The sequence below is a fragment of the Haemophilus haemolyticus genome (assembly GCF_001679045.1).
Taxonomy (GTDB): Bacteria; Pseudomonadota; Gammaproteobacteria; order Enterobacterales; family Pasteurellaceae; genus Haemophilus; species Haemophilus haemolyticus.
The window spans coordinates 69,125-93,390 of the sequence record NZ_LYCK01000014.1; the positions used below are offsets into that span (position 1 = coordinate 69,125).

25 protein-coding genes are annotated in these 24,266 nt (G+C 38.4%); 10 read left to right on the forward strand and 15 right to left on the reverse strand.

Features of this window, described 5'->3' with window-relative positions; genetic code table 11:
* Window positions 1-4: 4 nt before the first annotated feature.
* Both A8M50_RS07835 and crp read left to right on the forward strand, forming a co-directional pair.
* A complete protein-coding gene (locus tag A8M50_RS07835) occupies window positions 5-256 on the forward strand; it encodes a YheU family protein (protein ID WP_005631427.1) in 252 nt (83 codons plus the stop codon).
* Window positions 241-918, forward strand: coding sequence for a cAMP-activated global transcriptional regulator CRP (gene crp / locus A8M50_RS07840; RefSeq protein ID WP_005645968.1), 678 nt, complete (start codon window positions 241-243; stop codon window positions 916-918). Before A8M50_RS07835 ends, crp begins: the two co-directional genes overlap by 16 nt.
* Before the next feature lie 366 nt (window positions 919-1,284).
* Here the strand turns inward: crp and rlmC are convergent, their stop codons facing one another.
* From rlmC to rpmH, 11 genes are all read right to left on the reverse strand, one after another.
* A complete protein-coding gene (gene rlmC / locus A8M50_RS07845; protein ID WP_032826553.1) occupies window positions 1,285-2,463 on the reverse strand; it encodes a 23S rRNA (uracil(747)-C(5))-methyltransferase RlmC in 1,179 nt (392 codons plus the stop codon).
* Window positions 2,460-3,512, reverse strand: coding sequence for a beta-N-acetylhexosaminidase (gene nagZ / locus A8M50_RS07850; RefSeq protein WP_032826555.1), 1,053 nt, complete (start codon window positions 3,510-3,512; stop codon window positions 2,460-2,462). The genes rlmC and nagZ overlap by 4 nt, the downstream gene beginning before the upstream one ends.
* 3 nt (window positions 3,513-3,515) lie before the next feature.
* Window positions 3,516-3,866 (reverse strand): YcfL family putative periplasmic lipoprotein, encoded by a 351-nt coding sequence (locus tag A8M50_RS07855; RefSeq protein WP_005645894.1) that lies wholly within the window; start codon window positions 3,864-3,866, stop codon window positions 3,516-3,518.
* A complete protein-coding gene (hinT, locus tag A8M50_RS07860; RefSeq protein WP_005645938.1) occupies window positions 3,866-4,216 on the reverse strand; it encodes a purine nucleoside phosphoramidase in 351 nt (116 codons plus the stop codon). Before hinT ends, A8M50_RS07855 begins: the two co-directional genes overlap by 1 nt.
* 81 nt (window positions 4,217-4,297) lie before the next feature.
* Window positions 4,298-6,163 (reverse strand): peptidylprolyl isomerase, encoded by a 1,866-nt coding sequence (gene ppiD, locus A8M50_RS07865; RefSeq protein WP_005645913.1) that lies wholly within the window; start codon window positions 6,161-6,163, stop codon window positions 4,298-4,300.
* A gap of 66 nt (window positions 6,164-6,229) precedes the next feature.
* Entirely contained in the window at window positions 6,230-6,796 is a 567-nt protein-coding gene (locus A8M50_RS07870; RefSeq protein ID WP_005645876.1) for a manganese efflux pump MntP, read from the reverse strand.
* Between the two features lie 10 nt (window positions 6,797-6,806).
* Window positions 6,807-8,165, reverse strand: a complete 1,359-nt coding sequence (gene mnmE / locus A8M50_RS07875) for a tRNA uridine-5-carboxymethylaminomethyl(34) synthesis GTPase MnmE (protein ID WP_005645971.1) — start codon at window positions 8,163-8,165, stop codon at window positions 6,807-6,809.
* Between the two features lie 160 nt (window positions 8,166-8,325).
* Window positions 8,326-9,954 (reverse strand): membrane protein insertase YidC, encoded by a 1,629-nt coding sequence (gene yidC / locus A8M50_RS07880; protein WP_005645856.1) that lies wholly within the window; start codon window positions 9,952-9,954, stop codon window positions 8,326-8,328.
* Window positions 9,954-10,214 (reverse strand): membrane protein insertion efficiency factor YidD, encoded by a 261-nt coding sequence (yidD, locus tag A8M50_RS07885; protein ID WP_005631409.1) that lies wholly within the window; start codon window positions 10,212-10,214, stop codon window positions 9,954-9,956. The genes yidC and yidD overlap by 1 nt, the downstream gene beginning before the upstream one ends.
* A complete protein-coding gene (rnpA, locus tag A8M50_RS07890; protein ID WP_032803246.1) occupies window positions 10,178-10,537 on the reverse strand; it encodes a ribonuclease P protein component in 360 nt (119 codons plus the stop codon). Before rnpA ends, yidD begins: the two co-directional genes overlap by 37 nt.
* 12 nt (window positions 10,538-10,549) lie before the next feature.
* A complete protein-coding gene (gene rpmH / locus A8M50_RS07895; protein ID WP_005539760.1) occupies window positions 10,550-10,684 on the reverse strand; it encodes a 50S ribosomal protein L34 in 135 nt (44 codons plus the stop codon).
* Window positions 10,685-10,938: 254 nt separating this feature from the next.
* On the opposite strand from rpmH, the gene dnaA reads away from it, so the two are divergent.
* The 3 genes from dnaA to recF are packed head-to-tail and all read left to right on the forward strand — an operon-like array spanning window position 10,939 to window position 14,497.
* The gene (dnaA, locus tag A8M50_RS07900) at window positions 10,939-12,303 is read left to right on the forward strand and encodes a chromosomal replication initiator protein DnaA (RefSeq protein WP_005645860.1); all 1,365 of its coding nucleotides are present in this window, start codon (window positions 10,939-10,941) and stop codon (window positions 12,301-12,303) included.
* A 12-nt stretch (window positions 12,304-12,315) separates the two neighbouring features.
* Complete coding sequence (gene dnaN, locus A8M50_RS07905) at window positions 12,316-13,416, forward strand: DNA polymerase III subunit beta (RefSeq protein WP_005645958.1); 1,101 nt, start codon at window positions 12,316-12,318, stop codon at window positions 13,414-13,416.
* A gap of 1 nt (window position 13,417) precedes the next feature.
* Entirely contained in the window at window positions 13,418-14,497 is a 1,080-nt protein-coding gene (gene recF / locus A8M50_RS07910) for a DNA replication/repair protein RecF (RefSeq protein WP_005645850.1), read from the forward strand.
* Between the two features lie 42 nt (window positions 14,498-14,539).
* Here recF and leuD read toward each other — a convergent pair whose 3' ends face one another.
* From leuD to leuA, 4 genes are all read right to left on the reverse strand, one after another.
* Window positions 14,540-15,142, reverse strand: a complete 603-nt coding sequence (gene leuD, locus A8M50_RS07915; protein WP_005646010.1) for a 3-isopropylmalate dehydratase small subunit — start codon at window positions 15,140-15,142, stop codon at window positions 14,540-14,542.
* A 10-nt stretch (window positions 15,143-15,152) separates the two neighbouring features.
* Window positions 15,153-16,562, reverse strand: coding sequence for a 3-isopropylmalate dehydratase large subunit (leuC, locus tag A8M50_RS07920; protein WP_032826556.1), 1,410 nt, complete (start codon window positions 16,560-16,562; stop codon window positions 15,153-15,155).
* Window positions 16,563-16,649: 87 nt separating this feature from the next.
* Window positions 16,650-17,726, reverse strand: a complete 1,077-nt coding sequence (leuB, locus tag A8M50_RS07925) for a 3-isopropylmalate dehydrogenase (protein WP_005645852.1) — start codon at window positions 17,724-17,726, stop codon at window positions 16,650-16,652.
* Between the two features lie 84 nt (window positions 17,727-17,810).
* A complete protein-coding gene (gene leuA, locus A8M50_RS07930) occupies window positions 17,811-19,358 on the reverse strand; it encodes a 2-isopropylmalate synthase (protein WP_005645918.1) in 1,548 nt (515 codons plus the stop codon).
* Window positions 19,359-19,901: 543 nt separating this feature from the next.
* Between leuA and dprA the strand changes: the two genes are divergently transcribed.
* The 5 genes from dprA to smpB all read left to right on the forward strand — a co-directional run bounded on the left by dprA (window position 19,902) and on the right by smpB (window position 24,226).
* Window positions 19,902-21,023 carry a DNA-processing protein DprA gene (gene dprA, locus A8M50_RS07935; RefSeq protein ID WP_005645953.1) on the forward strand — a complete coding sequence of 374 codons (1,122 nt, stop codon included), beginning with the start codon at window positions 19,902-19,904 and terminating at the stop codon, window positions 21,021-21,023.
* Between the two features lie 52 nt (window positions 21,024-21,075).
* Complete coding sequence (gene yaaA / locus A8M50_RS07940) at window positions 21,076-21,852, forward strand: peroxide stress protein YaaA (protein WP_005645882.1); 777 nt, start codon at window positions 21,076-21,078, stop codon at window positions 21,850-21,852.
* On the forward strand, window positions 21,845-22,426 hold the full coding sequence (locus tag A8M50_RS07945) for an HI_0983 family protein (RefSeq protein ID WP_005646014.1): 582 nt from the start codon (window positions 21,845-21,847) through the stop codon (window positions 22,424-22,426). The genes yaaA and A8M50_RS07945 overlap by 8 nt, the downstream gene beginning before the upstream one ends.
* A gap of 107 nt (window positions 22,427-22,533) precedes the next feature.
* On the forward strand, window positions 22,534-23,499 hold the full coding sequence (pfkA, locus tag A8M50_RS07950; protein ID WP_005633361.1) for a 6-phosphofructokinase: 966 nt from the start codon (window positions 22,534-22,536) through the stop codon (window positions 23,497-23,499).
* A 244-nt stretch (window positions 23,500-23,743) separates the two neighbouring features.
* Entirely contained in the window at window positions 23,744-24,226 is a 483-nt protein-coding gene (smpB, locus tag A8M50_RS07955; RefSeq protein ID WP_005645898.1) for an SsrA-binding protein SmpB, read from the forward strand.
* Window positions 24,227-24,266: the final 40 nt, after the last annotated feature.

Here is a 24,266-nt window from a genome sequence, read left to right on the forward strand (position 1 = left end):
ATATATGATTATTCCTTGGCAAGAACTGGAAGCAGAAACATTAGATAATATCGTAGAAAGCGTAATTTTACGCGAAGGAACCGATTACGGTATAGAAGAACTTTCACTCAACCAAAAAAAACAACTTTTACTGACTCAAATTCGCAATGGAATTGCGGTGATTGTATGGTCTGAATTGCATGAATCCATTGACATCAAAAATAAAACGGAATTTTTGAAACAGGAATGTAAGGAGCACGAATGTCAAATGAATTAACCGAAATTGATGAAGTTGTCACCTCCTCTCAAGAAGAAGATACAACTCAACGAGATCCAGTTTTAGATTGGTTTCTTACTCACTGCCATTTACATAAATATCCCGCAAAATCGACTTTAATTCACGCAGGTGAAGATGCAACGACACTTTATTATGTCATAAAAGGCTCTGTGATGGTGTCAGCAAAAGATGATGAAGGTAAAGAGATGATCCTCACTTATTTGGGTGCAGGACAATTCTTTGGTGAAGCTGGATTATTTGATGAAGGTTCAAAAAGATCTGCTTGGGTAAAAACAAAAACAACATGTGAAATTGCTGAAATTTCTTATAAAAAATATCGTCAATTAATTCAAGCAAACCCAGAAATCTTAATGTTTTTAACCGCACAATTGGCAAGACGTTTACAAAATACTTCACGCCAAGTCAGTAATTTAGCATTCTTAGACGTGGCAGGTCGTATTGCTCAAACGCTAATGAACTTAGCTAAACAGCCTGACGCAATGACACATCCTGATGGAATGCAAATCAAAATTACACGTCAAGAAATAGGGCAAATGGTTGGTTGTTCACGAGAAACTGTAGGACGTATTATTAAGATGTTAGAGGATCAGAATCTTATCCATGCCCATGGAAAAACCATCGTTGTATATGGTGCAAGATAATTTTTCATCATAAATCATTCAAAATGAAACCATCCAAAATCAATTTGGATGGTTTTTGTTTAATTAGAAATAATATTCAAAACATTAATTGACAATTAATATAAAGGATTCTATCATTATTCAACTTCTTACAAATATAGTGGGAAGACAGGATTGGTCTCCTGATATAGTGGCTTTTAAAGGTTTATAACCTTATTGCATAGTTTTATGCCGCAAAAGCTAGAACACCAAGATGCATTTTCTAATCTATGGTGGGCTAGGTAGAAATCCCGCAGGGATGCGTGCAGTAAGCCACTTGCTGTTAAGACCAATTCTGCTTAGTTCCACCACCCTTCTTTCAAATTCCTTAGTTTTTTCTATCTCACCTTAATTAATCTTTTTTCTTTGTAATAAAACTAATACTTCATAATGAGATGTTTGCGGAAACATATCAAAAATTTGAATTTTCAATGGTTTATAACAAGTGAGATACTGTAAATCTTTACCCATTGTCACGGCATTACAGCTGGAATACAAGATAAAGTGCGGTTGAATTTGATTAAGAAATTCACTTAATTCCTTTCCAATTCCACGACGTGGTGGATTCACAATCACAAGATCTGGCTTATTCTCATCCTGATTTTTCATCACACTCGCCGCATCTAGGGATTGGAAATTTACATGTTCTAACCCCAATATTTTAGCGGAATGACTCGCTGCAAAAATAGCTGAGGAGGAAATTTCAATTCCAGTTAACTCTATACTTTTTCCCCATTTTTCCTGTAAAGCTTTCGCGCAATGTAGTCCAAATCCTCCCACGCCACAAAATAAATCCCAGACTTTATAAATTGGTAATTCGCTCACCCATTGCTGAGCGGTTTCATATAATCCCGCTGCCACTTTAGGATTGGTTTGAAAGAAACCTTGTGGGCGAATAAAGAGCGGAATACCGTTGAAATTCTCAGGTAAAAATTGTTGTTCTGTCAGAAAAATTTCTTGTTCACCTTCTAAGATGGCCGCGTGCTGTGGTTGTAAATTAATGCTAACTACTTCTAAGTGCGGTAATTTTTCCAATAATTTGGGTAATTCTCGACGAATTAATGGCAATTTATTTTCTGTGCGTAATACAAAACGCAACATTAATTTTCCCATCGCGATACTTTCTGTCAGCAGGATATATTTGAGCTCGCCTTTTTGTTTAGCAATGTTATAAGGTACTAAACCAGCACGGCCAATAAAATCCTTTAAAACCGGAAAAATCAATGAAAAATGAGTTGGATAAAGGGGACAATCACACAAATCAATCGCACTTTGTGGATCATTAGGATTTTTTAAAATGCCCAGTATCGGGCGTTCAACACTACCACTCACAACCATTTTAGCTTTATTGCGAAAGCCTTGTTCATCAGATTCAAAAGGAGCCAACCATTGAGCTCCATCGAAATTAATAGACGTCAGTTGTAGCTTTAAATGATGTTGTTTTTCAGTTAGCTGCTGACTATAAGGTATGTCAAGCCATTGACAAGAACGACATTCATTTTGTTGATAGTATCGACAATCAATCATTTTCTTGCAGCCTGAATATCTAACCAACGGCTTTGAATATCTGCGAGATTTCGGTGATTCAGTTTCCAACGTTGCTCTAAAACCAAGTCATTCCACTTGATCACTCTACGTTTAAATAAATTTTGTAAGCGAGCTTGACGAGCTATAAAGTGCGGTTCATTTTCATTAAGTTTTAGATTATCTAATACTTGAATGACACCTTCACGTTCATTGCACAGTAACAAAAGATCACAACCTGCATTGAGCGCTTTTTTGCTACGCTCTACAAAATTACCCATTACGCTAGCGCCTTTCATACCGAGATCATCGGAAAAAATTGCACCTTGAAAATTTAATTGTTTTCGTAAGATTTCTTTCAACCAATATTCTGAGCCACTTGCGGGTTGACTATCACATTGTCTATAAATGACATGCGCAGGCATAATAGCATCGAGTTTATTTTGTGAAATCAACTGTTGGAAAGGTTGGAGATCGCAACTAAAAATTTCGTCTTTTGTACGATCATCATAAGGTGTTTCTAAATGAGAATCAGCTAATACATGGCCATGACCGGGGAAATGTTTACCTGTAGATGCCATGCCTGCTTGATGCATACCATCAATAAAAGCAGTTGCTAAATTTACCGCACTTTTTACATCAGATGAAAAACTGCGATCACCAATCGCTCGACATTCATGCCCCAAATCCAACACGGGCGCAAAACTCAAGTCAATATCCAAGGCAATCATTTCTGCAGCCATTTGCCAACCTGCTTCTTTAGCGAAGTTCACGTGTTCAGTTGTTGACAGTGTTTCTTGAAAAGCCTGCATTGAAGGCAACATGGTGAATCCATCACGGAAACGTTGAACTCGTCCGCCTTCTTGATCCACCGTAATCAATAACGGCTTTTTCACTCGTTGACGAACAGAACGAATTAATTCTTGAATTTGTTCTCTAGCTTCAAAATTTCGAGTAAATAAAATCAATCCTGCAACAAGAGGATGAGAAAGTAACTCAACTTCCTCTTGTTCCAACTCTTTTCCTTTTAAATCAATTAACAACGTGCTCATAAATTATTTTAAATAAAGGCGATAATTTTTACTTTCTACAGTGGGTTTAATTAAATCGATCGATTTCTCTTCTTGTGGTTTTAGCAACAATTGAGCGGAATAGCTCTCTTGCTGATTTACCCAAGTTTGGGTTACCCCTAAATGATCGTACCAATATAAGTAGTAACTTATATTCAAAAGTTGCTGACTTTTGTTTTTTATAAGCGCTGATTTTTGACTCGTTTCAACTTGAATTAAAGGTGAAAGATTAGATGTGATATTTAAAATCGGCTTCGTTGAATAAGTTAAGTTTTCTACTGAACTTGAACAAGCAGCGAGCACAAGGCTCGCCAAAATTAAAAAATATTTTTTCATTATTTCGCTAACATTCTACCTAAAGGTTCACCACCGACTAAATGCATATGCAAATGGAATACTTCTTGCCCACCATGTTTATTACAATTCACAATTAGGCGGTAACCGTCTTCCGCAATGCCTTCTTCTTTAGCGAGTTTAGCAGCTACGCTAAATAATCGGCCTAGCATTACTTCATCTTGCTCCGTCACATCATTCACTGTTGGGATTACTTTATTTGGAATGATCAAAATATGTGTTTTAGCTTGTGGTGAAATATCACGAAACGCTGTGACTAATTCATCTTGATAGACGATATTTGCAGGAATTTCTTTACGGATGATTTTACTAAAAATTGTTTCTTCTGCCATTGTTTGCTCCCTATAAAAAAGTACGGTGAATTTACCGCACTTTTTATCAAAATTTATCTGAGATTGCAATTTAATCAATTATTACTGTGCTTCATCATCTTGATTGATGAAAGAATCATTTACTTCAATTTTTGCTCTCTCACGCAATCCTTGCATTAATTGCGCTTGAACTTCTGCCTGACTTGTACGTAATAATTGAGCACTAAATTGACTTAATTCTTTATCGTTAAGCACGCCGTCTTCTACTTTATTTAAAGCAATAACAACCACATCGCCTTTCTCATTACGAGCAACTTGGTAAACCGTTTTACCTGATGCTGGTTTAGCAATTGAGAATACGCCATTTGTTAAAATTGGATCTTTATTTTCACTTAAAGTAAAAGTTTGCTCACTCGAGAAATTAATTCCATCCACTTTTGATTCAGCATTTTCGCTTAATGCTTTCACCGCTTGTTGTGCTTTTTCGTTAAGAACATTTTCAGCCTTCTGGCGTTTTAAGAACATTTCAATATCTGCTTTCGCATCTTCCAATGTTCTCACACCTTCAGGTTTGTGATCTAACACACGAACTACAATAGCGTGATAATCGCCGACATTCAAAGGCTCTGAATTAGCGCCACCATTGGCAATATCAGATTCAAAAACGGCAGAAACTACATTAGGGAAATTTAATTCTGCAGGTACATTTTGACGAGAAAAATAACCGCTCTCTTGAACTTTAACACCTGCAACTTGTGCCGCGGTATTCAGTGATTTGCTATCCTCAAAAGCCTTATCACGCACTTGCTTTTCAATTGCGTAATAACGATTTTCTAATAAGGATTTACGAACTAAATCAGCAACCTGTGCTTTCACTTCATCTAAATTTTGAGCTTTACGTTCTTGCACTAAAACAATATGGTAATTACCATCCACATTGATTGGCTGACTATATTGCCCAACCTGCAATGCAGCGGCGGCATCTTCAAAGGCTTTTGGTAATTCATTCGCATTTACCCAACCCAAATCACCACCATTCTCACCAGAAACTTTATCTAAAGATTTAGCTTTAGCTACATCAGCGAAATTTGCGCCTTTTTGTAATTCGTCATAAGCAGACTTAGCATCTTGCTCATTTGCAAATTGAATATGTGCTAAACGCTGAGTCATAAATTGCGCTTTATTATCTTGATAATATTGCGCAATTTCTACATCTTTAACTTCGATACCTTTTTCGATTTGGCTACCAGAGAGATCAATATATTGAACCTTCACTTGTTCTGGCTGAACAAAAGATTTTTGATTAGCCTCGTAATAAGCTTTAATTTCATCATCAGATACCGTTTGCTTTGCCATTTCATCAGCAAGATATAATGTTGCTAAACGAGCTGAACGCTTTTGAAAGAAAACTTCTGCGGTATTTTTTGCTTGCGCAGGCACGATAAACTCACTGTTAGCAACACCACTTTGCATTTGTTCAAGGGTTAATGCGCCACGCAAAATAGCCGCATAACCATCTGAACTTAAACGATTTTGTTGTAATACTTGTTGATAAACACCATTATCAAATTTGCCATTTACTTGAAAATTAGGATCTGTCACGATTGCTCGTTTAATCATTTCATCACTGACGCCTAATTTTAATTCTTTCGCATATTGACGAAGCAATTCTTGATCAATCATTCGATTGATGGTGCTTTGACGAAGTGCGGTAACAAATTCAGGAGAATCTGACTGAGCCATAAATGCTTCGCCTTCGCGTTGTGCACGAGCCTCAAATTCTTGGTTGTAGCGATTTAAAAAGTCTTGTTGCGAAATCACTTCACCATTAACTTTTGCCGCGTAAGTATCATTTGAACTAAAAAGATAGCCAGACATACCGCCGACTAAAAACGATAAAGTAATCAAACCCAAAATAAACTTAGCTACCTTTGAATTTGATAAATTGTGCATTTTTTCAATTAACATTCTATAACCCTTGTTATAAACATAAAATTTTCCCCGATTATAATCTAAACGTAGAAAATTAGCATCTTAAAAAGTGAAAACACCGTGCTCATAAAGCAAGCTAATACCAATTCCAATCAGCACTATGCCACCCAAAATCTCCGCTTTTGATCTAAATTTTTGCCCAAGAAAATGACCGCTCTTTACGCCGAATAATGAAACGATAAAAGTAGTCAGTGCAATAATTACCATAGCCGAAAAAATATCGACCGAAAGAAAAGCAAAAGATATGCCAATTGCTAAGGCATCCACACTAGTAGCTAAACCCAAAGTCAATAAACGTTTCAAATTTATAGATGGCTCTACACTTGCTTCGGAATCAGCATTTAATCCCTCACGCACCATATTAATGCCAATTAATGCAAGTAAAACAAAACCAATCCAATGATCCCAATCTTGAATCATTGAACTGAATTGCAAGCCTACAAAAAAACCTATTGCAGGCATGATACCTTGGAAAAATCCAAAACAGAGAGAAATATAAAGAGCTTGTTTCCAACGAAAAGATCTTAATGCAATACCTTTAGAAATGGATACAGCAAAAGCATCCATTGATAAGCCCAGTGCAATAATACAAAGTGTATAAAAGCTCATAATTTAGAAATTATTTTCCAATACAGAAAGAGCTAAAAATATTACCTAGCAAGTCATCAGATGTGAATTCACCTGTAATTTCACTCAAGTAAGTTTGTACTAAGCGTAATTCTTCCGCTAAAAGTTCTCCTGCATGAAATTCAGTAAGTTGAACCAAACCGATTTGCAAATGCTCTGCAGCTTTCTCAAGTGCATCTAAATGACGACGACGAGCTAAAAAGCCCCCTTCCATACCAGTTTGAAAACCCATTACTTGTTTCAAATGCTCACGTAAAAGTTGTACACCATCATGCGTTTGAGCGGAAAGACTAATAATTGCATAACCCCCCTGTTCGCTTTGACTTGCTTGTTCGTCATTTAAATCAATTTTGTTTCGAACAATAGTGACAGGCAACGTTGTGGGTAATTTTGCTAAAAATTCTGACCGCACTTTACTTAAATCTGCACTTTCAGGATCGCTACTATCTAACATCAAAATAATACGATCGGCTTGTTCAATCTCCGTCCATGCGCGAGAAATGCCAATGCGCTCGACTTCATCGGTTGCATCTCGAAGACCTGCGGTGTCAATAATATGCAATGGCATACCGTCAATATGAATATGCTCACGCAATACATCGCGCGTTGTGCCCGCAATATCCGTTACGATAGCTGCTTCGCGACCAGCAAGGGCATTAAGCAAGCTCGATTTACCCGCATTCGGACGACCAGCGATCACTACTTTCATACCTTCACGTAAAATAGAACCTTGTTTGGCTTCTGAGCGAACATCTTCCAACTGATTAATAATACCACGTAAGTTTGCTTCAATTTTTCCATCCACCAAGAAATCAATTTCTTCATCAGGAAAATCAATGCTCGCTTCTACATAGGTGCGTAAGTAAATAACCGAATCAACTAACTCATTTACTTTCTTCGAAAATTCCCCTTGTAAGGATTTCAATGCTGAACGTGCGGCTTGTTCTGATGTTGCATCAATTAAATCCGCAATGGCTTCCGCTTGAGCAAGATCCAATTTATCATTCAAAAAAGCTTGTTCAGAAAACTCACCCGGTCTCGCCAAACGGATTCCATCAATTTGTAAAATACGTTTGAGTAATAAATCTAATACAACCTGCCCACCGTGGCCTTGCAATTCCAATACATCCTCACCTGTAAATGAATTTGGTGATTTAAAGTAAAGGGCAATCCCTTGATCTAAAACAGTGCCATCAGCATCCTTAAAAGGGAGATAATCAGCCATTCTTGGCTTAGGACATTTCCCCAACACCGCTTGTGCAACTTCTGTTGCTAAAGGCCCTGAGACTCTTAAAATCCCAATACCACCACGACCTGGCGCAGTAGCTTGAGCAACGATTGTTTCTTTCATAAAAAACTCTTTAAAATCTAGCCGCACTTTTAATTTAGAGGAATAACGCTTATCCCTGTTTCTTCTAAAAAGAAACTCTATCTCTACAAAATGCGGAATATATTAAGATCAAATAATAAAGAAAGGCACTATTCGTGCCTTTCTTTTTGCCAGTTAGTGACTATTTCTTACGGGAATGTAACCCTTTTTTCTCTAACCCTCGATAAATTAATTGTTGTTGTGCAATTGTAATTAAGTTAGAAACTAACCAGTACAACACTAAACCAGCAGGGAACCATAAGAAGAAGAACATAAAGACTAATGGCATAAAGTTCATCACTTTTTGCTGCATTGGATCAGCCACTGGCGTTGGCGACATTTTTTGCAACAAGAACATTGAGATACCCATTAAAATAGGGAAAATATAATAAGGATCTTGTGCTGATAAATCTTGAATCCAACCAAAGAATGGAGCGTGACGTAATTCAACTGCTTCCATAAATGTCCAATACAATGCTATGAAGATTGGCATTTGAAGAAGAATTGGCAAACAACCACCAAGTGGATTTACTTTTTCTTCTTTGTAAAGTTTCATCATTTCCTGGCTCATACGTTGACGATCATCACCGAAACGTTCACGCATTTCTTGCATTTTAGGTTGCAACATACGCATTTTAGCCATTGAAGTATATTGTGCTTTCGTAAGTGGATATAAAATTGCTTTCACCACGATTGTTACACAGATAATCGCTAAACCCCAGTTAGACACAATCCCTTGAATAAAGGTTAATAACCAGAATAACGGTTTAGCAATAAACCAAGCCCAACCGTAATCAACTGTTAAATCCAAGTGATTTGCTACGGTAGCCATTTGGTTTTGAAGTTTAGGGCCAGTCCATAATGAACTTGTAATCGTCTCTTGACCACCAGCAGGAACTGTCACAACTGGACCGCGATAACCAATTGAAGCGACATTATTTTTAGTATCTGTAATTGTGTAAAGTTGATTATTTACATCTTGATTAGGAATCCAAGCAGATACGAAATAATGCTGTAATACTGCAACCCAACCAGCTTTAGTATCAATAGAAAGATTATTATCCTTCATGTCACCAAAACTATATTTTTTATAGTTAGTTTCTGAAGAAGAATATGCGCCACCAGTGTAAGTTGGCATTGCTACATTACCAGAGCTTTCAACAATAGAATGTTTTAATTGACCATAAGGCTCGACTTCAATAGCTTGACCACTTTGGTTATTAATCTTGTAATCTACGCCTAAATCATAGCTACCACGTTTTAATACGAAGATTTTTTGATAAGCCACACCATCTTTTTCAAAAAGAAGAGGCACAGAAAGAGACGCTTGACCATCTGCTAATTTAAAATTATCACCTTCAATTTGATATTGCGCACGACCAGAACGAGTATCGATACCGTTTTTACCAATTAAACCACTTTGTGCAATATATACATGTTCTTTGGTGTCTTTTAATAACTCAAACGGTGTTTTTGAATCCAATTCTGCATCATATTTTAGTAATTCAGAACTAATTACATCACCGCCTAAAGTATCAACTTTCAAACGGAATACATCGTTTTCAAGGGTAATAATACGGCCATGCGTTTGAGAATCTGCTACGACTTGTGAATTAGAAGAAGGAGAACTTGCCGGAACATCAGAATTGGCAGTCATTGAAGTTGTTTGCTCAGTTGGCACTTGTGGATTTTTATCCAACTGCCATTGCTGATAAACAAGGAAAGAAATAAAAATTAGCGCTAACACTAATAGGCTACGTCTTGAGTCCATTATTTTTTCTCATCGTTATTATTGATTTTAGGTGGAACAGGATCGAATCCACCAGCGTTCAAGGGGTGACATTTTAATACACGTTTTAGAGTAAGCCAACTACCTTTTAACAATCCATGTGTTTTTAACGCTTCAATGCCATAGCAAGAACAAGTAGGAACAAACCGACAACGCGGTCCAATAAGAGGACTAATAACAAGTTGATAGAAACGAATAAATCCAATTAAGATTTTTGCACCAAACGAATGTGTCGTTGCCATAATTTTTCTAAGATTTGCACAAAAGAGCTATTATCAAGCTTACCAATACCACCTTTTGCAACAAAAACAAAATCACATGCGGGTAAACGATGTTGAGATAAACGAAAACTTTCTCGTACTAAGCGTTTAATACGATTACGATCATGAGCTCGTTTTAAATGTTTTTTAGCGACAGTCAAACCTAAGCGAGGATGCTCAAGATTATTTTTTCTGGCGAGGATAGTTATTTCTGGAGTACTAGCTCTGAACGGTTGTTCGAAGACATTTTTGAATTGAACGGGAGTTAACAAACGTAACTCCCTTGAAAAGTTCAGCTTAACCACTAAGAACGGTGATTATGCAGATAAGCTTTTACGACCTTTAGCACGACGACGCGCTAAAACTTGACGGCCATTTTTAGTTGCCATACGAGCACGGAAGCCGTGAGTACGACTACGTTTTAATACAGAAGGTTGAAATGTACGTTTCATTGTAATCTACCTAAATCCAGATTATGAGTTAATAAAAATAGAGCGCAATTTTAATCATAAAATACGCGTTCGTCAAATAAGAAACGGAAATTTTTCGGGAAAAACTCTCGGATTTCCAAAATCGGGGGGATTATACGGATTTTTGCATAAATCTCAAGCCGATTTTTTAGAAGATCTTTCCACGCATTTATTGTAAAATCTCCGCCAATTTTTACCGCACTTTTCTCTATTACAAAAACAACAAGGATCCTTTTGTGAATCTCTCAAATCTTTGGCAAAGTTGCCTGTTACAACTTCAAGATCAAGTTTCAGCCAGCGATCTTAGCACTTGGCTTCGTCCTTTACAGGCTGATGTGGTTGCGGATAACCACATTGTTTTATATGCTTCTAATATGTTTGTGAAAGGCTGGGTGGAAACTCATTATCTCGCACAAATCCAGCAAATTTGTCAAACACTTGCACAAAATCCTGAACTTCGCATTTCGTTAAAAGAAGGGGTCAAACCTGCGCCTAAAGTAGTAGAAAGTGCACCAAGTGGCAATCCTAAAACAGAAAGTGCGGTAGATTTTCAAGCTGAATCTAGTGCTTCAGTAAAATTTGAATCGCATCTCAATACTAAACACTTATTTGATAACTTTGTTGAAGGTAAATCGAACCAACTCGCACGTGCAGTCGGTCAAAAACTTGCTCAAGCACCAGGCGAACCTTCGGCCAATCCTTTCTTTTTATATGGTGGTACAGGTTTAGGGAAAACCCACTTATTACACGCGATTGGCAATGGCATTTTAGCCAATAAACCGAATGCGCGAGTGCTTTATATTCACGCAAATAACTTTATGCAACATATGGTGAAAGCAGTGCGTGATAATAAAATGGATCAGTTCAAAAAATTCTATCGTTCCCTCGATGCGCTTTTAGTGGATGACATTCAATTTTTCGCTGAAAAAGAAAAAACTCAAGAAGAATTTTTCCATATTTTCAATAACTTATTTGAAACTGGTCGCCAAATTATCTTAACGTCAGATCGTTATCCTAAAGAAATTGAAAAAATTGAAGAACGTTTAAAATCACGTTTTGGCTGGGGGTTAACAACAGCCATTGAGCCGCCCGATCTTGAAACGCGTGTAGCGATTTTATTGAAAAAGGCGGAAGAACATAATATGAACTTGCCAGAAGAAGTCGCTTTCTTCATTGCTCAACGCTTACGTACCAACGTGCGTGAACTCGAAGGAGCGTTAAATCGCGTGAAAGCAATGCAAGACTTCAAAGGCGGTGACATTGATATTGATTTCGTGCGTGATACCTTGAAAGATATTTTGGCTCTGCAAGAACGTCTGGTTACTATTGAAAATATTCAAAAAGTGGTGGCTGAATATTATCGAATTAAGGTTTCAGATTTAAAATCAAAAAGTCGTGCACGTTCAGTGACTCGTCCTCGCCAAATTGCCATGGCATTAGCAAAAGAATTAACAAACCGCAGTTTGCCTGAAATTGGTCGCGCATTTGACCGTGATCACACGACCGTATTAAACGCTTGTCGCGAAGTACCAAAATTCCGCGAGCAAGACAATAGCATTCAAGAAGATTGGGCGAATTTGATCCGCACTTTGTCCGCATAAAAGGAGAACGCAATGCAATTTAGTATTTCAAGAGAAAATTTATTAAAACCGTTGCAACAAGTATGTGGCGTATTGAGTAATCGTCCAAATATTCCTGTATTAAACAACGTATTATTGCAAATTGAAGATAATCGATTGACTATCACAGGCACAGATTTGGAAGTCGAATTATCGAGTCAAACTCAACTTTCATCATCTTCTGGAAATGGCACCTTTACGATTCCAGCAAAAAAATTCTTAGATATTTGTCGCACTTTATCTGATGATTCAGAAATCACGGTTACGTTTGAAGAAGACCGTGCATTAGTGCAGTCTGGGCGTAGCCGTTTTACACTAACAACTCAACCTGCAGAAGAATATCCTAACCTCACGGATTGGCAATCTGAAGTAGATTTTGAACTACCGCAAAACACCTTGCGCCGTTTAATTGAAGCCACACAATTTTCCATGGCAAACCAAGATGCCCGCTATTTCTTAAATGGTATGAAGTTTGAAACAGAAGGCAATTTATTGCGTACTGTGGCAACAGATGGCCATAGACTTGCGGTGTGCACCATCTCGCTTGAGCAAGAATTACAAAATCATTCTGTAATTTTACCGCGTAAAGGCGTGTTAGAACTGGTTCGTTTATTAGAAACAAGCGATGAACCAGCACGTTTACAAATCGGTACTAACAATTTACGTATTCATCTAAAAAACATTGTATTTACATCAAAATTAATTGATGGTCGTTTCCCTGACTATCGCCGAGTGCTGCCTCGTAATGCAACGAAAATTGTCGAAGGCAGCTGGGAAATTCTTAAACAGGCCTTTGTACGCGCATCAATTTTATCGAATGAGCGTGTGCGTAGTGTGCGTTTAAATTTAAGCGAAAACCAACTAAAAATTACCGCCTCTAACACCGAGCATGAAGAAGCGGAAGAAATCGTAGATGTCAATTACAATGGCGAAGAATTAGAAGTGGGCTTTAATGTCACCTATATTCTTGATGTGCTAAATGCGCTTAAATGCAATCAAGTTCGAATGCGCCTAACTGATGCCTCTTCTAGTTGCTTAATCGAAAACTGCGAAGACAGCAGTAGCGAATATGTGATTATGCCAATGCGTTTATAATATGGCAATTTCTCGTTTATTGGTCGAAAAATTTCGTAACTTAACAGCCGTGGATCTTGATTTTGATCCCGGCTTTAACTTTTTAGTCGGCAATAATGGTAGCGGGAAAACAAGCTTATTAGAAGCCATTTTTTATCTTGGTCACGGACGCTCATTCAAAAGTGCGGTAACAAATCGCATCATTTCTTACGACGAACCTCACTTTACCTTATTTGGACAAATCCAAGAAAGCCAACATCAATGGTCTGTGGGATTACAAAAACTTCGTCAAGGCAACACGTTAGTAAAAATTAACGGGGAAGATGGCAATAAAATTTCCGATCTTGCTCATCTTTTGCCAATGCAATTAATCACCCCAGAAGGCTTAACCTTACTCAATGGTGGACCAAGTTATCGCCGAGCATTTTTGGATTGGGGACTTTTTCACCATCAAACAAGTTTTTATACTGCTTGGAGCAATCTTAATCGATTACTCAAACAAAGAAATGCAGCGCTTGCACAAAATCAGCCCTACTCCGCTATTAAAGTTTGGGATGTCGAGCTTTCTAAACTTGCTCATCAAGTGAGTCAATGGCGAGCCGAATATGCAGAAGCACTGCGCCCTGAAATCGAGCAAACTTGCCAACTTTTCCTCCCTGAATTAGAAATTAATGTCAGCTTTCATCAAGGATGGGAAAAAAATACAGATTACGCAGAGGTTCTTGAGCAAAATTTTGAACGAGATCGTGCCTTAAATTACACATTTTCTGGCCCTCAAAAAGCTGATTTTCGTTTCAAAGCACAAGGATTACCTGTCGAAGATGTGCTTTCTCGTGGACAACTTAAACTTTTAATGTGCGCATTGAGATTGGCTCAAGGCGAGCATTTAATGAAAAAAAAGCAACGCCATTGTATTTTTTTGATCGATGATTTTGCATCAGAATTAGATCAATATAAACGAGCACTGTTGGCAGAACGATTACAACAAAGCGGTTCACAAGTATTTGTTACAGCCATTACTCAAGAACAATTAAAAGAGATGCAAGTCGAAAACAGAAAAATGTTTTCAGTCGATAATGGAATCATTAAAACGTTAGATTAGATCAAAAGTACGGTGAAAAAATCACCGCACTTTTATCATTTTTTAACGCAAGAACGCTGGGATGTTTTTCTCGTATTCTGAGATTTTGTCTTCGTGTTGAAGGGTTAAACCGATATTATCCAAACCGTTTAACAAACAATGACGGCGGAATTCATCCAGTTCAAAGGTATACACTTTGTCACCTACAGTGACGGTCATCGCTTCCAAATCCACATGGATTTGTTTACCTTCATTTGCCCACACCCATTGGAAGATTTCTTCCACTTCTTCTTCGCTTAAACGAATCGGTAACATGTGGTTGTTTAAGCTGTTGTTGTAGAAAATATCCGCAAAACTTGGTGCAATCATCACTTTGAAGCCATAATCGGCTAATGCCCAAGGTGCATGTTCACGAGAAGAACCGCAACCAAGGTTTTTACGTGCTAATAAAATGGTCGCGCCTTGATATTGTGGATAATTCAGCACGAAATCTGGATTTGGTTTAGTGCCTTCTACATCCAAATAACGCCATTCATGGAATAAGTGTTTGCCGAAACCTACGCGGGTAATGGCTTGTAAAAATTGTTTTGGAATAATCGCATCCGTATCCACGTTTGCTGCATCCAATGGCACTACTAAGCCTGAAAGTTGTTTAAATCCTGCCATTTTCTGCTCCTTAGTTTAATGTGACGTCACGAATATCAACGAATTTACCGAACATTCCCGCTGCGGCAGCCATAGCAGGACTCACCAAGTGAGTGCGACCATTACGACCTTGGCGACCTTCAAAGTTACGGTTTGAAGTGGAAGCGCAGCGTTCCCATTCACCTAAACGGTCATCGTTCATCCCTAAGCACATTGAGCAGCCCGGATTACGCCATTCAGCTCCGGCTTCAGTAAAGATTTTATCCAATCCTTCTTTTTCGGCTTGTTCTTTGACTAAACCAGAACCCGGCACCACTAAAATACGTTTTACGTTATCCGCTTTTTTACGGCCTTTCATGACTGCCGCTGCTGCACGTAAATCTTCGATACGAGCATTAGTACAAGAACCGATAAACACTTGATCTACTGGAATATCTTTTAAATTGGTGTTGGCTTCTAAACCGATATAGTTCAAGGCTTTTTCTGCTGAAGCACGAGTCACGGGATCGGTCATTTCTGCTGGATTAGGTACGCATTGATCGATACCGATCACTTGACCTGGGTTGGTGCCCCAAGTGACTTGTGGTGCGATATCTTTGGCTTCTAATGTAATGACGGAATCAAATTGCGCGTCATCATCAGATTTTAAGGTTTTCCAATAAGCGACTGCATCATCCCAATCCTTACCTTTCGGTGCGTGTGGACGGCCTTTTAAGTATTCGAAAGTGGTTTCATCCGGTGCGATTAAGCCGGCTTTTGCGCCCATTTCGATTGCCATATTGCACACCGTCATTCTGCCTTCCATGGAAAGGTCGTGAATAGCCTCACCACAGAACTCCACTACATGGCCTGTGCCGCCCGCCATGGTTGTTTTACCGATAATCGCAAGAATAATATCTTTGGCTGTAATGCCCGAGGCCACTTTGCCGCGTACTTCAATTTTCATACTTTTTGCACGGGCTTGTTTTAAGGTTTGGGTAGCTAATACATGTTCTACTTCGGAGGTGCCGATACCAAATGCCAAAGCACCAAAGGCGCCGTGAGTTGCCGTGTGGGAGTCACCACAAACGATAGTCATGCCCGGTAAGGTTAAGCCTTGTTCAGGCCCCATGACATGCACGATACCTTGTTCTTTGGTGGTCATGTCGAACAATTGAATACCGGTCGCTTTTGTGTTTTTTGCGAGCTCCAATACTTGAATTTTCGCTTGACCTTCAAGTTTGTTCACATCACGTACTTGAGTGGAAATACTGTGATCCATGGTACCGAAAGTTTTACTTACTTGACGTACTTGGCGGCCTGCAACACGCAAACCGTCAAAGGCTTGTGGACTGGTCACTTCATGGATTAAATGACGGTTAATATACAAAATCGGCGTTTCGCCTTCGGCTTCGTACACCACGTGGGCATTGAATAATTTTTCGTAAAGAGTTTTTGCCATAATTTTTCTCAATTCGTTAGAGGCTTTTGTTAGAGTAAGTGCGGTCAAAATCCGAGGTATTTTTAAACCGCACTTTCATTGTTTTTATTAGATTGCGTTAGCAATTAATGTACCCATTTCCGCAGTTGAAACAGGCGCGGAATCATCGGCTAAATCTCCCGTACGGTGACCGTTTGCTAAGACTTTTTGCACAGCATTTTCAATCTCATCAGCTGCATCATTTAAGTTGAAGCTGTAACGCAACATCATCGCGGCAGAAAGAATTTGTGCGATTGGGTTAGCAATGCCTTTGCCTGCGATATCCGGTGCAGAACCGCCAGCAGGCTCATATAAGCCGAAACCTTCTTCATTTAAGCTAGCAGATGGCAACATCCCCATAGACCCTGTGATCATCGCCGCTTCATCAGAAATAATATCGCCGAAAATGTTAGAGCAGAGGAGTACATCGAAAGACTCAGGTGCTTTGATTAATTGCATGGTCGCGTTATCGATATAAATGTGATCTAAGGTGACTTCAGGGTAGTCTTTAGCCACTTCAGTGACGGTTTCTCGCCATAAGATTGAAGCTTGTAATACGTTCGCTTTATCCACAGAAGTCACATGTTTACGACGTTTCATTGCCGCATCAAAAGCCGCACGTGCAATGCGTTCGATTTCATATTTGTAATAAACTTCCGTATCGAATGCTTTGGTTTGTGCGCCTTCACCTTCACGACCTTTAGGCTGACCGAAATAAATCCCACCCGTTAATTCACGTACAACCACCATATCAAACCCTTTCGCTGCAATATCTGCACGTAATGGACAGAATTTTTCTAGTCCTTTATAAAGGGTAGCAGGGCGGAGATTGCAGAATAATTTGAAATGTTTACGCAATGGTAATAATGCACCGCGTTCTGGTTGTTGATCTGGTGGTAAATTTGTCCATTTTGGGCCACCTACAGAGCCAAACAAAATTGCATCAGCCTCATCACAACCTTTTAAGGTTTCGGCTGGTAATGGGCAACCGCAATGATCAATTGCGGCACCACCCACATAAAACTCGTTAAAGTTAAGTTTAAAACCAAATTTTTCTTGGACTTTGTTTAATACTTTAATGGCTTCAGCCATTACTTCCGGACCGATACCGTCTCCCGGTAAAACTGCGATGTTGTATGATTGCATATTGTTTTTCCTATTTCTTTCACACTAAAGTGCGGTTAATTTTCTTCATATTTTCTCCTCTCTTTTGTAAAGAGGGGAATTTGGTTAATGATGTTTGTGGCTTTTAATGTCTGCCACTTTATGTGCACGATAAATGGCATTAATCGCATGTACTAACGCTAACGCGGAAGATTCAACGATATCTGTTGCTAAACCAACACCGTGGAATTTACGGCCTTCATGTTCAACCACAATATCCACTTGCCCTAATGCTTCTGCGCCCTCGCCTTTGGCGGTTAAGTTATAGTGAGACATTTTGATTTCTAAGCCAGTTAAATTTAAGATTGCGTTATAAACCGCATCCACTGGGCCATTGCCGCCAATTGAAGAAGTACTTAATTTTTCACCATCCAACTTCAATTGAACAAAGGCTGTGGCTGGATATTCTTTAGTGGAGTGTGCAGAAAGTTTATCTAACACTAAACGATCTTCATCGCCTTGTTGCATATCAATAAACGCCAATGCTTCCAAATCATAATCAAACACTTGACCTTTTTTATCCGCCAATTTTAAGAACGCGTCATACAATTTATCCAAATCGTAATCTTGCTCGGTGTAACCCATATCTGCCATATGACCTTTCACGGCTGCGCGACCAGAACGTGCGGTTAAGTTTAATTTCTCTTTCTTCAAGCCAATGGTTTCTGGCGACATGATTTCGTAGGTATTTTTGTTTTTCAACACGCCATCTTGGTGAATACCAGAAGAGTGCGCAAAAGCATTCGAACCCACAATGGCTTTATTCGGTTGAATCGGCATATTACAAAGCTGGCTAACCATTTGACTCACGCGATGAATTTCTTGGGTATTAATACGAGTATCCACTCCCATAAAATCTTGACGCACTTTCATTGCCATCACCACTTCTTCAAGGGATGTATTGCCCGCACGTTCACCAATTCCATTAATGGTACATTCAATTTGGCGCGCACCATTTTGTACTGCTGTTAAAGAATTAGCGGTTGCCATGCCTAAGTCATTGTGACAATGCACAGAAATCACTGCTTTATCAATATTTGGCACGCGGTTGCGCACTTGAGCAATAATGTTGCCGTATTCATTTGGTAAGCAGAAACCAACGGTATCTGGAATATTTACTGTGGTCGCACCCGCATTAATTGCGGCTTCAACAATACGACAGATATTATCGATGCCTGTACGGCCTGCATCTTCGCAAGAGAACTCAACATCATCCGTATAATTACGTGCGCGTTTCACTGCTGCAACAGCCATTCCTACCACATCATCAAAAGAACGTTTTAATTTCGCTTCAACATGCAATGCTGAACTTGCAATAAAAGTATGAATACGGAATGCTTCAGCAACTTTCAATGCTTCGTATGCGGCATCAATGTCTTTATCTACGGCTCGAGATAACGCGGCAACACGAGAGTTTTTAATATGGCGCGCAATGGTTTGAACAGATTCAAAATCTCCTTGAGAAGAAACGGGAAACCCCACTTCCATGACATCCACACCTAAGCGTTCAAGTGCTAAAGCGATCTGTAATTTTTCTTTTACCGTCAAACTTGCTTTTAACGCCTGTTCCCCATCACGCAAAGTCGTATCAAAAATAATAACGCTATCTGTCATAACAATGTCCTTACTAAAAGTTCTTCTGAAATCACTCCAAAAGTGCGGTGCATTTTCCTGTATTTTTTAGACAAAAAACCCGCAACTTATAAAGTGCGGGTTTAAAATTGGGCATTTACATCTGACTGTTTTTCATCCACAACTTAGCCGCACACAAAGTGTGAGAGCAGCAGGTTGAGAGATAAAGAAACAATACGAGACATAAATAAAAATCCTTCTGTGTAAAACGCTTTTCATATTACGAATAAAAAACTGGCTGTCAAACTATTTTTTAGCGTTTTATATCAAAAACAATCATCAAAACACAATATAAAATATACATTTAACTAATAAATTTAAAATAAAAAGAATATTAAACCAAATTAATTGCAATCAGCAAATTTTTATTATTGAATTTTTTACATTTTCAAAATAAGAAAAATTTTGCAATTTTTTAGTCATCAAAAAGAATTTTTGCGATCTACATCGCAAAATGCTTTCAAGTTAATCGTTTCTTTCACTCGTTTTTTCCATACTAAATTTTCAAATCAAAAAGGAAAAAGCATGCAAGATATTACCTACACGCTACTCCGCCTAATGCAAGTCCCTAAACTTGGTGGAGTGGGCATTGATAAAATTTTATCCAATATTACGCTAGATGAGTTGCTCAATTATGATGATGTCGCTTTCCGACAAATGGGATGGGGTGCCATTCAAATTCGTCGTTGGTTCAAGCCTGAAGCAAAATTTATTGAGCCTGCGCTAGAGTGGTCACAAAAAGAGGGGAATCATTTGGTGAATTATTTTTCCCCTTTTTACCCCTTTATATTGAAACAGATAGCCAGCTTTCCCCCTCTGCTATTTGTAAAAGGAAATTTGACCGCTCTTTCACAACGTCAAATTGCGATGGTGGGAAGTCGCTACTGCACAGCTTATGGTGAATATTGGGCTAAATATTTTGCTACGGAACTTTCATTGGCTGGCTTTACGATTACCAGTGGACTCGCATTGGGAATAGATGGACATTGCCATCAAGCAGTTGTTGATATTCAAGGACAAACCATAGCGGTTTTGGGAAGCGGATTGGAACAAATTTATCCCGTAAAGCATCTCAAACTTTCAGAACTCATTTTGCAAAACAACGGTACATTAGTTTCTGAGTTTTTACCAAACCAAGCACCTATTGCGACAAATTTCCCTCGTCGTAATAGAATTATTAGCGGGCTTTCAGTCGGGACATTAGTGGTTGAAGCCACAGAAAAAAGCGGCTCTCTGATTACCGCTCGGTATGCATTGGAACAAAACCGAGAGGTTTTTGCTGTGCCAGGCAATATTCAAAGTGAATTTAGCCAAGGTTGTAATCGCCTAATTAAACAAGGCGCAATGTTGGTGGAAAATGCAAAGGATATTTTGGAAACGCTCTACCAACATTCTATCCATAGTCAAACTGAAATCGATTTTGACCAGATCGCTGTGCCTAATTACACGCCACCACCCGATCCTCGGCGATTAGTAGAAGCACCAAGTCACCCAAAACTTTACTCGCGTATCGGTTACACGCCTGTGAGCATTGATGATTTAGCTGAAGAATTTAACTTGAGTGTCGATGTTTTACTTGTTCAGCTGCTCGATCTTGAATTGCAAGATCTCATCATGAGTGAAAATGGGCTATATAAACGCGTTTAGTGTAAATTTTTATGCTAATATACGCCCATTCTTTTTTCATAAAAGGACGATTATGTTAGCCATTATCTCCCCTGCGAAAACCCTTGACTTTGAAAATGCGGTAAAAAATTTTCCAGTTTCTCAACCGCACTTTACTGATTACAGCGAACAACTTATTGAGGTTTGTCGTAAACTTTCTCCGCAAGATCTTTCATCGCTTATGTCTATCAGCGATAAGTTAGCCGGTCTAAATGCCGCACGCTTTGCAGAATGGACAAAAATTCACAATGAAAACAATTCCCGCGCTGCATTATTTGCATTTAAAGGCGATGTTTATACGGGGTTAGATGCTGATTCACTTTCTGAGGATGATGTACTTTTTGCTCAATCTCATTTACGTATGCTTTCTGGGCTTTATGGACTTTTAAAACCGCTTGATTTAATACAACCTTACCGATTAGAAATGGGCACAAAATTAGCCAATCCTAAAGGAAAAGATCTGTATGCCTTTTGGGGAAATGTAATTACTCAAGCGGTTCAACAAGCTATAGATGAACAAGGTGATAATGTTCTGATAAATTTAGCCTCTGATGAATATTATAAATCCATTAAAGAAAACCAACTTAAAGTCAAGATAATTAAGCCAGTTTTCTTAGACAATAAAAATGGCAAATACAAAGTAATTAGCTTTTATGCTAAAAAAGCACGAGGCTTAATGAGCCGTTATCTTATTCAAAATCGTTTGACCGACATTGAACAATTAAAAGAATTTGATTTAGATGGTTATTGGTTTGATTCAGTATCATCAACTGAAACCGAATTTGTATTTAAGCGAGATATCAATGAATAAAATTTTTGTTATATTGACCGCACTTATACTCTCTGGCTGTGCAACTAAACTGACTCAATTAAATGTTCCTACACAGTTAGAGCACAACGGTAAAAATTATGCCCTTACCGGCAGCCAAGATTTAGAAACCATTGCACGCTATGTTTATATAGCTAAGCCAGATACGCTAGAAAATTGGCAATCTGAAATTGAAATTCTCTTTGATCGCAATCAACCAGCGCGTTCAATTAAAGAGCGGATCGCATTGAGAGAACGTATTTATCGTAATACAGGCGTAAAAGATTTCCATTTCGATGCTATTCCAGAAAATTCGACGAATCCAAATGAATTAAATGGATATGTCATCTATTCGCCAACGAAGGAAAATCCATCTTGGCAAGTCAATGTGATGAAAGGACGACAATTACCACAATGTGGCTTTGTTCAGTATCAATATTCACAAAAAGTACAGCAACCAACACTTTCTAAACATTTATCCGTCGATAAAGTGCAACAACATTTGCAAAAATACGTTGTGGATATAGAAAGAAAGCATTTACAAGATTTGAAGTGGCAACTGTTTTGTCAAAAATAATGTAAAAAATTATGCCGGATCAAAATCTCATCAGATTTTGCTAGAGCAGATACTTCTAATGATGTAATCTTATGCCAGTTTCCAATTACGGTTAAAAGTAGGTAAATATGATTAAAAAAATTGCAGTTTTAACAAGTGGTGGTGATGCGCCAGGTATGAATGCCGCAATTCGTGGCGTAGTACGTTCTGCACTTGCAGAAGGCTTAGAAGTGTTTGGTATCTATGATGGTTACCAGGGCTTATACAATAATAAAATCAAACAATTAAATCGCTATAGCGTATCTGATGTAATTAATCGTGGCGGTACTTTCTTAGGTTCCGCACGCTTTCCTGAATTTAAGGATCCCAATGTTCGTGCGAAATGTGCAGAAATTTTACGTTCTCACGGCATTGATGCACTTGTGGTTATCGGTGGTGACGGTTCTTACATGGGCGCAAAATTATTAACCGAAGAACATGGTTTCCCTTGTGTTGGCTTACCAGGCACTATTGATAATGATGTTGCAGGTACTGACTATACCATCGGCTATCAAACCGCATTACAAACTGCGGTCGATGCAATCGACCGTTTACGCGATACATCAAGCTCACACCAACGTATTTCTATCGTTGAAATTATGGGACGCCATTGTAGTGACTTAACGATTTCTGCAGGTATTGCCGGTGGTTGCGAATATATCGTCGCATCAGAAATTGAATTTAATCGCGAAGAATTAATTCAACAAATTGAACGTAGCATTATTCGTGGTAAACGCCATGCAATTATTGCAATCACTGAACTTTTAACCGATGTTCATTCTCTCGCAAAAGAAATTGAAGCTCGCGTTGGGCACGAAACTCGTGCAACTGTTTTAGGGCATATTCAACGTGGCGGTTCTCCTTGTGCTTTTGACCGTATTCTTGCTTCACGTATGGGCGCATACGCGGTAGATTTATTGCTGCAAGGTAAAGGTGGCTACTGCGTAGGCATCCAAAATGAACAACTTGTTCACCATGATATTATTGATGCAATTAATAATATGCATCGTGAATTTAAAGCTGATTGGCTTAAAGTGGCAAAACGTTTGGAATAATCGTTTATTTACTTTATATAAATCACCAAAACTTAATTCATCTTTTTTATCTCACTTAAACAGACACAGCAATGTGTCTGTTTTTTTTACAAAAGTGCGGTGATTTTTTCTTGAGTTTTCTATAAATCCTTTATCTTTTAAAATTTGAAAATAAACGCGACTGCTAGTTCTACCTAGATGATCTTTTTTGCTATAAAAATAGATATCCGATAAAATGCGCCAAGCAAAATAAGGTATAAAAATTATGACAAAGAAAAAAGTAAAACCAGGATCAAACACTATCGCACTGAATAAACGTGCGAGACATGATTATTTTATAGAAGATGAAATTGAAGCGGGTCTTGAATTACAAGGCTGGGAAGTCAAATCAATGCGCGCAGGCAAGGCAAACATTAGTGATAGTTATGTCATTTTTAAAAATGGCGAAGCCTTTTTATTCGGCGCAAGCATTCAGCCATTAAATGTTGCATCAACGCATATTATTTGTGATCCAACTCGCACTCGTAAGTTATTATTAAATAAACGCGAATTAGCATCCCTATTTGGCAAAGCAAACCGAGACGGTTTTACCATCGTAGCGCTTTCTCTTTATTGGAAAAGTGCATGGGCAAAAGTCAAGATTGGTTTAGCCAAAGGTAAAAAACAACATGATAAACGCGATGATATTAAAGAGCGTGAATGGAAAGTAACAAAAGATCGCATTATGAAAAATGCACATCGAGGATAATATATAGCAAAAAGCCCGAAATTATTCGGGCTTTTTATTC

Coding starts and splice junctions, on each gene's coding strand:
- A8M50_RS07835 (WP_005631427.1), top strand. CDS start 5: ATGATTATTCCTTGGCAAGAACTGGAAGCAGAAACATTAGATAATATC.
- crp (WP_005645968.1), top strand. CDS start 241: ATGTCAAATGAATTAACCGAAATTGATGAAGTTGTCACCTCCTCTCAA.
- rlmC (WP_032826553.1), bottom strand. CDS start 2,463: ATGATTGATTGTCGATACTATCAACAAAATGAATGTCGTTCTTGTCAA.
- nagZ (WP_032826555.1), bottom strand. CDS start 3,512: ATGAGCACGTTGTTAATTGATTTAAAAGGAAAAGAGTTGGAACAAGAG.
- A8M50_RS07855 (WP_005645894.1), bottom strand. CDS start 3,866: ATGAAAAAATATTTTTTAATTTTGGCGAGCCTTGTGCTCGCTGCTTGT.
- hinT (WP_005645938.1), bottom strand. CDS start 4,216: ATGGCAGAAGAAACAATTTTTAGTAAAATCATCCGTAAAGAAATTCCT.
- ppiD (WP_005645913.1), bottom strand. CDS start 6,163: ATGTTAATTGAAAAAATGCACAATTTATCAAATTCAAAGGTAGCTAAG.
- A8M50_RS07870 (WP_005645876.1), bottom strand. CDS start 6,796: ATGAGCTTTTATACACTTTGTATTATTGCACTGGGCTTATCAATGGAT.
- mnmE (WP_005645971.1), bottom strand. CDS start 8,165: ATGAAAGAAACAATCGTTGCTCAAGCTACTGCGCCAGGTCGTGGTGGT.
- yidC (WP_005645856.1), bottom strand. CDS start 9,954: ATGGACTCAAGACGTAGCCTATTAGTGTTAGCGCTAATTTTTATTTCT.
- yidD (WP_005631409.1), bottom strand. CDS start 10,214: ATGGCAACGACACATTCGTTTGGTGCAAAAATCTTAATTGGATTTATT.
- rpmH (WP_005539760.1), bottom strand. CDS start 10,684: ATGAAACGTACATTTCAACCTTCTGTATTAAAACGTAGTCGTACTCAC.
- dnaN (WP_005645958.1), top strand. CDS start 12,316: ATGCAATTTAGTATTTCAAGAGAAAATTTATTAAAACCGTTGCAACAA.
- recF (WP_005645850.1), top strand. CDS start 13,418: ATGGCAATTTCTCGTTTATTGGTCGAAAAATTTCGTAACTTAACAGCC.
- leuD (WP_005646010.1), bottom strand. CDS start 15,142: ATGGCAGGATTTAAACAACTTTCAGGCTTAGTAGTGCCATTGGATGCA.
- leuC (WP_032826556.1), bottom strand. CDS start 16,562: ATGGCAAAAACTCTTTACGAAAAATTATTCAATGCCCACGTGGTGTAC.
- leuB (WP_005645852.1), bottom strand. CDS start 17,726: ATGCAATCATACAACATCGCAGTTTTACCGGGAGACGGTATCGGTCCG.
- leuA (WP_005645918.1), bottom strand. CDS start 19,358: ATGACAGATAGCGTTATTATTTTTGATACGACTTTGCGTGATGGGGAA.
- dprA (WP_005645953.1), top strand. CDS start 19,902: ATGCAAGATATTACCTACACGCTACTCCGCCTAATGCAAGTCCCTAAA.
- yaaA (WP_005645882.1), top strand. CDS start 21,076: ATGTTAGCCATTATCTCCCCTGCGAAAACCCTTGACTTTGAAAATGCG.
- A8M50_RS07945 (WP_005646014.1), top strand. CDS start 21,845: ATGAATAAAATTTTTGTTATATTGACCGCACTTATACTCTCTGGCTGT.
- pfkA (WP_005633361.1), top strand. CDS start 22,534: ATGATTAAAAAAATTGCAGTTTTAACAAGTGGTGGTGATGCGCCAGGT.
- smpB (WP_005645898.1), top strand. CDS start 23,744: ATGACAAAGAAAAAAGTAAAACCAGGATCAAACACTATCGCACTGAAT.